At 62.5% G+C, this 8,413-nt stretch carries 7 protein-coding genes and 1 riboswitch; of the genes, 2 read left to right on the forward strand and 5 right to left on the reverse strand.

The genetic code is table 11. From position 1 onward, the window contains the following. Nucleotides 1-13 precede the first annotated feature (13 nt). Both ACK4R0_RS16440 and polA read right to left on the reverse strand, forming a co-directional pair. Complete coding sequence (locus tag ACK4R0_RS16440; protein WP_409676540.1) at nt 14-1,357, reverse strand: cation:proton antiporter; 1,344 nt, start codon at nt 1,355-1,357, stop codon at nt 14-16. Further along, on the reverse strand, nt 1,357-4,161 hold the full coding sequence (gene polA / locus ACK4R0_RS16445; protein WP_409676543.1) for a DNA polymerase I: 2,805 nt from the start codon (nt 4,159-4,161) through the stop codon (nt 1,357-1,359). The genes ACK4R0_RS16440 and polA overlap by 1 nt, the downstream gene beginning before the upstream one ends. Before the next feature lie 120 nt (nt 4,162-4,281). Between polA and ACK4R0_RS16450 the strand changes: the two genes are divergently transcribed. After that, entirely contained in the window at nt 4,282-4,566 is a 285-nt protein-coding gene (locus ACK4R0_RS16450; RefSeq protein WP_409676546.1) for a hypothetical protein, read from the forward strand. A 15-nt stretch (nt 4,567-4,581) separates the two neighbouring features. On the opposite strand, the gene ACK4R0_RS16455 is transcribed toward ACK4R0_RS16450, so the two are convergent. Together ACK4R0_RS16455 and ACK4R0_RS16460 are read right to left on the reverse strand one after the other, a co-directional pair. Further along, entirely contained in the window at nt 4,582-5,649 is a 1,068-nt protein-coding gene (locus ACK4R0_RS16455; RefSeq protein ID WP_409676549.1) for an MBL fold metallo-hydrolase, read from the reverse strand. Between the two features lie 64 nt (nt 5,650-5,713). Continuing rightward, nucleotides 5,714-6,262 carry a Uma2 family endonuclease gene (locus ACK4R0_RS16460; RefSeq protein ID WP_409676551.1) on the reverse strand — a complete coding sequence of 183 codons (549 nt, stop codon included), beginning with the start codon at nt 6,260-6,262 and terminating at the stop codon, nt 5,714-5,716. 70 nt (nt 6,263-6,332) lie between these two features. Next, nucleotides 6,333-6,418: riboswitch (ZMP/ZTP riboswitch) on the forward strand. Between the two features lie 18 nt (nt 6,419-6,436). Between ACK4R0_RS16460 and ACK4R0_RS16465 the strand changes: the two genes are divergently transcribed. Further along, on the forward strand, nt 6,437-7,123 hold the full coding sequence (locus ACK4R0_RS16465) for a DJ-1/PfpI family protein (protein WP_409676554.1): 687 nt from the start codon (nt 6,437-6,439) through the stop codon (nt 7,121-7,123). Nucleotides 7,124-7,199: 76 nt separating this feature from the next. On the opposite strand, the gene groL is transcribed toward ACK4R0_RS16465, so the two are convergent. After that, nucleotides 7,200-8,413 (reverse strand): chaperonin GroEL (gene groL / locus ACK4R0_RS16470; RefSeq protein WP_409676557.1); only part of this gene is annotated, 1,214 nt, incomplete at its 5' end.

The following is an 8,413-nucleotide window of genomic DNA, read 5'->3' on the forward strand; positions in this document are numbered from 1 at the left end:
GCCGTGGCGGTGCCTATTGGTCCGGCACGCCCATGTCTCGGTTGAGGTGGCGCATGACCGGCGTGACGGACAGGCCGTGGATCACGATCGACCCCAGAATGATCAGGCCGACGACCTCCCACAGGGCGTGCTGATCGACGAAATCGCCATGGTTGAGCCCGAAGGCGAGGTAGTAGACCGAGCCAAGTCCGCGAATCCCGAAAAACGCGATGACGAAACGCTCCAACCTGGGGCGCGGCAGGTCCATCAATGATATCCAGGCGATCGCCGGGCGGATCACCAGCAAAACCAGCCCAGCGACGATGACGCTTTCCCATCCGACGTTTGCCAGCAGTTCGCCACCGGTCAACATTCCGCCGAACAGAACCAGCAGCACCATCATCACCAGCCGCTCGGTCTCGTCCGCGAAATCGTGAAGCTCGGAATTGAAGGCATCGCCCCTGGCCGACCGGTTCAACATGACACCCGCCACGAACACCGCGAGAAAGCCATAACCGTGGGCGAATTCGGTGACCGCATAGATGGCCAACGTCGCCCCCAGCGCGATGAAGCCATCGCCGGTGCGTGACAGCCGGGTATTCTCCGGCAGCCGATAGATGATCTGGCCCAGCAGCCAGCCTCCCAGCGCTCCCATCGCGGCGCCAACGCTCAGCCGCCAGACGACATCCTGCCACAGCCAGCTGCCCAGTGAGGCAAGACCCAGGCTGCCGACGCTGGCGACCAGCGCGAGATGCACGAAGGGAAACGCCAGCGCGTCGTTCAGTCCGGCTTCCGAGGTCAACGCGAACCGCGCCTCGTCGCTCTCATCGCTGTTGGGTCGCTCGACCTGGACATCCGATGCCAGCACCGGATCGGTCGGCGCCAGACATGCGCCGAGCAGAAGCGCCGACGCAACCGGCAGCCCCAGGACCCAATAGCCCGAAAAGGCGATCGCAGCGATCGTCAGCGGCATCACGATCGCAAGAAGGCGGATGGTGATCCGCCAATTGGCGACCGTGAAAGGTCGCCCGATTTTCAGCCCCGCGCCCATCAGCGAGATGATCACGATGAACTCAGTCGCTTTTTCGATGAGTACCGGCGCTTCGGTAGGATGCGGCGAGAAAATGCCCAGCGGGGTGAAGGCGAATATCGCCATTCCGAACCCGACGAAGATGATCGGCAGCGACAGCGGCAGCTTTTTCAGCAGCAGCGGCAGCCATGCGACCGACAGAACCACCACGCCGATGGCGAGGAGCCACAACGTGTAGTTCTCCAACAGAAATCGGCCGATCAGGCTCGTGTATAGCGGATCGGCAAGGGCGCTCAAATCCAGCGTGGGCGACTGGGGAATCAAGCCGAGCCCATCGTTGCGCCGCATCAGTGCGCAGCGCCCCAGCTTGGACCGGTCCCGATGTCTACGCCGAGCGGGACGGACAGTCGCACCACGGGTTCCGCCGCGGATTCCATCACCACGCGGATGACCTTCGATGCAGCTTCGACATCCGCTTCGGGCAATTCGAACACCAGTTCATCGTGCACCTGCAGCAACATGCGGACATGGGGCAGGCCTGCCGCGTGGAGCGCAGGGACCATTCGCACCATTGCGCGCTTGATGATGTCGGCGCTGGTCCCCTGGATCGGCGCGTTGATCGCGGCGCGCTCGCTGCCCTGGCGCTCGGCCTGGTTCTTGGAGTTGATCCGGGGAAAGTGTGTCTTGCGGCCGAACAGGGTTTCGGTGAAGCCGCACTCGCGCGCCTTCTCCATCGTCTCGGCGATATAGCGGTTGATGCCGGGGAAACGCTGGAAATAGGTGTCGATCATCGCCTGCGCTTCGTCCGCGCTGACCTCGAGCCGCCCGGCCAGACCCCAGCGCGAAATGCCGTAGAGGATTGCGAAATTGATCGTCTTGGCGCGGCCGCGGGTGTCGCGGTTGACCTCGCCGAACAGCTCGAGCGCGGTGCGGTTGTGGATGTCCTCACCCTTGGCGAATGCGTCGCGCAGCGTCTCGACATCGGCCATGTGCGCGGCCAGCCGCAACTCGATCTGGCTGTAGTCGGCGGCCAGGATGACGTTGCCAGGCTCGGCGACGAAGGCATGGCGGATCTGGCGGCCGATCTCGGTGCGGATCGGGATGTTCTGCAGGTTGGGCTCGGTCGAGGACAAGCGCCCGGTCTGCGCGCCGACCAGGCTGTAGCTGGTGTGGACGCGGCCGGTGGTGGGATTGATCTGCTCCTGCAGCGCATCTGTGTAAGTCGACTTGAGCTTGGCGAGCTGGCGCCAGTCGAGCACCTTGCGCGAAATCTCGGACCCTTCGCCGGCAAGCTTTTCCAGCACGGTGACGTCGGTCGAATACTGGCCGGTCTTGCCCTTCTTGCCGCCCTTGAGACCCATCTTGTCGAACAGGATTTCGCCCAGCTGCTTGGGACTGCCGATGGCGAAGGACTGGCCGGCGAGGGCATGGATTTCCAACTCGAGCGCCGCCATGCGGGTGGCGAAATCATGGCTGAGCGCGGCGAGCTGCTCGCGATCGACCTTGATGCCGTTGCGCTCCATCGCAGCGACCACCGGGACCAGCGGGCGGTCGACCATTTCGTAAACCCGGGTTGCGCCTTCCACCGGCAGGCGAGGGCGCAGCACGTGCCACAGACGCAGCGTGACATCGGCGTCTTCAGCGGCATAGCGGGTGGCATCGCTCAGCGGCACCTCGTTGAACCCGATCTGCTTCTTGCCGGTGCCGGTCAGCGACTTGAAGCTGATGCACTCATGCTGCAGGTGGCGCAGTGCCAGCGCATCCATGCCATGCCCACCGCTGCCGAACTCGTGCCCGGCATCGAGGTTGAAGCTCATGACGAGCGTGTCGTCGATGGGGGTGACGTCGATGCCCTGTCGCGCAAGCACGTTGAGATCGTATTTGAGGTTCTGCCCGATCTTGAGCACGCTGTCGTCTTCGAGCAGCGGCTTGAGCCGCGCGATCGCGATGTCCATCGGTATCTGGCGCGGCTTTTCGGCGAACATGTCGCTGCCGCCGTGTCCCAGCGGAATATAGCAGGCCTCGCCCGGCGCAAGCGCAAGGCTCACCCCGACCAGCCTGGCCTGCATCGAATCGAGCGAATCGGTTTCGGTATCGACCGCCACGGTTCCGATCGCGAAAGCCCGCCCGATCCAGTCGTCGAGCGTCTCGATGTCCTGGACGCAGACATATTTGTCGACATCGATCGGCGGCAGGCTGAGGGGATGCGGCGCAATGGCATTGTCGCTGCGCGGCGCGCTGGCGCCCGGGCCTGACGCTGGCGCCGGCGCATCGGCGGGCCCGCTCGCGCCGAGCTTGCGCAACAGGCTGGTGAAACCGTGGAGCTGGAGGAACGCGCCCAGGGGCTCGGGCGGAATATCCTTGAGCAAAAAATCCTCGAGGGCATTGGGCAGCGGGCAATCGTCCTTGAGCGTGACCAGCACCTTGCTCAGCCGCGCCATCTCGGCCTGTTCGATCAGGCTGTCGCGCAGTTTCGACGGCTTCATTGCGGGCGCTGCTGCGAGCACGCTCTCCAGATCGCCATGCTCGACGATCAGCTTGGATGCCGTCTTGGGGCCGATGCCGCGAATGCCCGGCACGTTGTCCACCGCGTCGCCCATCAATGCGAGCACATCGCCCAATTGTTCAGGCGTGACGCCAAACTTTTCCATAACCGCCTCAGGCCCCATGCGCACGTTCTTCATCGTGTCGAGCATGTCGAGGCCGGGCTGGATGAGCTGCATCAGGTCCTTGTCGGAGCTGACGATGGTGACCTTCCACCCCTTGGCGAGCGCATCGACCGCATAGCTCGCGATGATGTCATCGGCCTCGACATTGTCCTCCTCGATGCACGGCATCGAAAAGGCGCGGGTTGCATCGCGGATCAGCGGGAACTGCGGCACCAGGTCTTCGGGCGGGGGAGGGCGGTGCGCCTTGTACTGATCGTAAAGCGTGTTGCGGAAGCTTTGCGAGCTCTTGTCGAGAATCACCGCCATGTGGGTCGGGCCGTCGGCCTTGTGAAGGTCGTCCGCCAGCTTCCAAAGCATGGTGGTATAGCCATACACCGCGCCCACCGGCGTTCCTTCGGGATTGGTCAGCGGCGGCAGCCGGTGATAGGCGCGGAAGATGTACGACGATCCGTCGACCAGGTAGAGATGGTTCTGTTGTGACATGGGCCAAGCGATAGCAGCGGCATCGGGCAGGGTCATGCAATTTTGGAACCGGGGTGGGCAGGGTGCGTACTCCCGTCGGGCAAGGCGCTATCTCTGGCGTCACTACGAAGGAGCATTTTGATGCGTAATTTTTCAATCGCTGGCGTTGCCGCACTCGCTTTGGGCCTTGCGGCCTGCTCAGCCGAAACCGGGGAAAGAACCGAAGCGGCTGCAGAATCTGCAGGCGATGACATCGAGGCCAATGTCGATGCCGCAGGCCAGGCCGTCGATAACGCGATGGACGACGTTGAAGCCAGTATCGATGGCACCGCCAAGGATCTCGATGCCAAGGCTGATCGCGCTGGCGACAATATCGAGCGCGAATGGGACGAAGCCGAGCGCGACGCCGCGCGCGAAACCAACTGAGCAGCCGCTAAAACGCTATAAGAGGTCTGCCCGTTCGATCCGCGTTGATCGGGCGGGCAGGCTGAATTGCATTCCATCCTCGCCCATAACAGTTTCACCCGTATAGACATCCGCCACGCCCTTCAGGAAAAAAGGGTGCAACAGCCGGGTCGGCATCCTTGGGACGATGTGGGTGAAGACCAGCATCCGCGCTTTGCCCTGGCGTGCGATTGAGGCCACCGCGACCGGGGCGCTGTGATAGCCGGGAATATCGGACATGATCTTGGCAATCCGGGAGTCGCCGCGCTGTCTGGCGGTTGCGGAGATTTTGCCGACCATATCCGGGTTCAGAACCTCGTGCACCAACAGGTCGCACCCATTGCAGATCCGCGCGACGACAGCGGTCGGCGCGGTATCGCCACTGATGACGACGGACCGGCCCTTGTAATCGAAGCGATAGCCCAGCGCCGGTTCGACCGGGTCATGCCGGACGCCGAAAGCCTGAACCTTGACTCCGCCTCTTTCATACACCGTTTGTGCGCCGTCCCTGGTCGGGATGGTAAAGGCCTGCGCGCCAGCGCCGCTGCGCGGCATGATGTCGGCGCCATGATGCGCGATACGATAGCCGTAATCGGCGGTATAGGCGGTGTCGAAGCCACTGACGACCTTGTCGACGCCTTCGGGCCCATAGACCGGCATCGGGACCGTCCTCCCGCTGGCCGCCCAGCGCAGCATCAGAACCTCGCCCAGACCATCGATATGATCAGAGTGAAAATGCGTCAGGAATGTCGCATCGACCTTTGCCAACGGCACACCGATCTGCCCGATCCGCCGTCCGGCGCCAGAGCCTGCATCGACAAGAAACACCTGCTTGCCCGCGATCACCAGCGCACAAGGGCCAGAGCGATCGGGATCGGGCAGGGGAGAGCCTGTCCCGCACAAGATGACATGCAAGCCATCGTCGAGACCGGCGGTAGCATCGGTGCCATAGGTCGCCTGGACAGCGCGCGCGAACAGGATTTCACCTAGCTGTTCGCGCGCCAGCCATCCGGCTGCGGCTAGGACGACGAGCAGTATGACAGCTACGGTCAACAAGCGGCGCATAAGCTATCCCTTCAATGTTATGTCACTGATTATGACATAACATTGAAGGCCGCGCCAGTCCCGTTCAGCGCGCGAAGATTTCCGAATGTGCTAGGGTTATATCAAGATACGGTATCGCGATGTCGTTGTCCGGAGACAAGATGCTGTCGGTCCAGCTTTGCAGTTCGGTGCGCGTAACGACCTGGACAGTCTGGGCATCCGGATCGATCATCAGGATCGTCTGGACGCTCGGCAAGTCCCTGTATTCTCCGAGCTTGGTGCCCTGATCAGACAGCCGCGTGGAAGGCGAAAGTACTTCCACGATGACGACAGGATTATCGAAAGCCTTTTCTGCGTCAAATATCTCGCTGTCCTTGCCGCAATAGACGCTGACGTCGGGATAGCGCACCGAATTGTCGTGCGTCCGCAAGCCCATGTCGGGTCCATACGGCCGGCAAGCACTGCCCCGGAGTACATTCCCGAGCGCTATCAGCACGTTCGTCTGTATCCGCGCATGCGCCGCCGTGCCCCCGGCCATCATGCGAACAATCCCGTTATCGAGCTCTGCCTTGATGTCGGAGCCGAAATCGATCTGCAGGAATTGCTCTGCGGTTATGCAGCAAGGGTCGGCCATGTCTTGACTATATACCGTCTGCAAGCACCGTAAAAGGCCGCTTGGCAGAGCCGCTTGCGCGTAATAGCATCCCGCTGCCCGCAACTGGCGCATCGAGATGGACCACCATCGGGGAGCGGGCGGTATCGACACGTGTCGCGCGCCTGGGCAATCTTCATGATGAAAGGAAAGCCCATGACCGACGCAAAGCTACCCTTCAACATCGTCTTCGTCCTGTTCGATCAGGTGACCCAACTCGATTTCACTGGCCCGGCGCAGTTCCTCTGCCGGATGCCGGGCGCAAAAGTGCATGTGGCTGCGGCGACCCTCGACCCGGTGATGACCGATGTCGGCTTCGGCATCATGCCGACCGTGACGTTCGCGGACTGCCCGCAGGCCGATCTGCTGTGCGTGCCCGGCGGTCTGGGCGTTGCGCCTGCGCTCAGCGACGCGCGGCTGATCGATTTCGTGGGCCAACAGGCATCCGGCGCGCAATGGGTGACCAGCGTGTGCACCGGCGCGTTCATCCTCGGTCGCGCAGGATTGCTCCAGGGCAGGCGCGCCACCACCCACTGGGGCTATACCGGGCAGCTGCCGATGGTCGGCGCGGAGCATGAGGAGGCGCGGACCGTGTTCGACGGCAGCGTCGTGACCGCAGGCGGCGTGACCTCGGGGATCGATTTTGCTCTCGCGATCATCGCGCATCTGCATGGCGAGGATGTCGCGCGTTCGATCCAGCTCTCGCTCGAATACGATCCCGCCCCGCCTTTTGCTGGGGGAACACCTTCAACCAGCCCTGAGCCCATCGTCAAGCTGATGCGGTCGCGCTTCTACGATGCGCGGTCGGCCGAGATGGCAGCAGCACTGGACGCCACGGACTGACACGAAAAAGGGCCGGAAGGTTTCCCCTCCGGCCCCGTTTTCTTGTGCGTTGGCTTGGAAGCTGAACGTGCGTGGATCAGAAATCCATGCCGCCCATGCCGCCCATGCCGCCGGGCATGCCGCCCATGCCGCCGCCCGAAGACTTGTCTTCAGGTGCGTCACAGATGGCAGCTTCGGTGGTGATCAGCAGGCCTGCAACCGAAGCCGCGTCCTGCAGAGCAGCACGCACGACCTTGGTCGGGTCGATCACGCCGGCAGCCACCAGGTTTTCGTACACATCGGTCGATGCGTTGAAGCCCAGCGTTTCGTCGTTGCCGTCGAGCAGCTTGCCCGAAACGACGGCGCCATCATGGCCTGCGTTCTGTGCGATCTGGCGAACCGGAGCGTACAGAGCCTTGCGGATGATATCGATGCCGCGGGTCTGGTCGTCGTTGACGCCGGTCATGCCTTCGAGTGCACGGGTTGCATACAGCAGCGCCGTACCGCCACCGGGGACGATGCCTTCTTCAACGGCTGCGCGGGTTGCGTGCAGCGCGTCGTCGACGCGGTCCTTCTTTTCCTTCACTTCGACTTCCGAAGCGCCACCGATCTTGATCACGGCAACACCGCCGGCGAGCTTGGCCAGACGTTCCTGCAGCTTTTCACGATCATAATCGCTGGTGGTGTTCTCGATCTGGCCACGGATGGCTTCCACGCGAGCCTTGATCGCATCGGCTTCACCCGAACCATCGACGATGGTGGTGTTGTCCTTGTCGATCGAAACGCGCTTGGCTTCGCCGAGCATGCCCAGGGTAACGCTTTCCAGCTTGATGCCGAGATCTTCGCTGACCATTTCACCCTTGGTGAGGATCGCGATATCTTCCAGCATCGCCTTGCGACGATCGCCGAAGCCAGGAGCCTTGACCGCAGCAACCTTGAGGCCGCCACGCAGCTTGTTGACCACCAGGGTCGCAAGCGCTTCGCCTTCGATGTCTTCTGCGATGATCAGCAGCGGACGACCGGTCTGGACGACAGCTTCCAGGATCGGCAGCATCGCCTGCAGGTTCGACAGCTTCTTCTCGTGGATCAGGATGTAGGGGTTGTCGAGTTCGACCGTCATCTTGTCCGGGTTGGTGATGAAGTAGGGCGACAGATAGCCGCGGTCGAACTGCATGCCTTCAACGACATCGAGTTCCGATTCCATGCCCTTGGCTTCTTCGACGGTGATGACGCCTTCCTTGCCGACCTTTTCCATGGCCTGCGCGATCATCTCGCCGATTTCCTTCTCGCCATTGGCCGAGATGGTGCCGA

Source organism: Blastomonas sp., assembly GCF_046294995.1.
Lineage (GTDB): Bacteria > Pseudomonadota > Alphaproteobacteria > Sphingomonadales > Sphingomonadaceae > Blastomonas.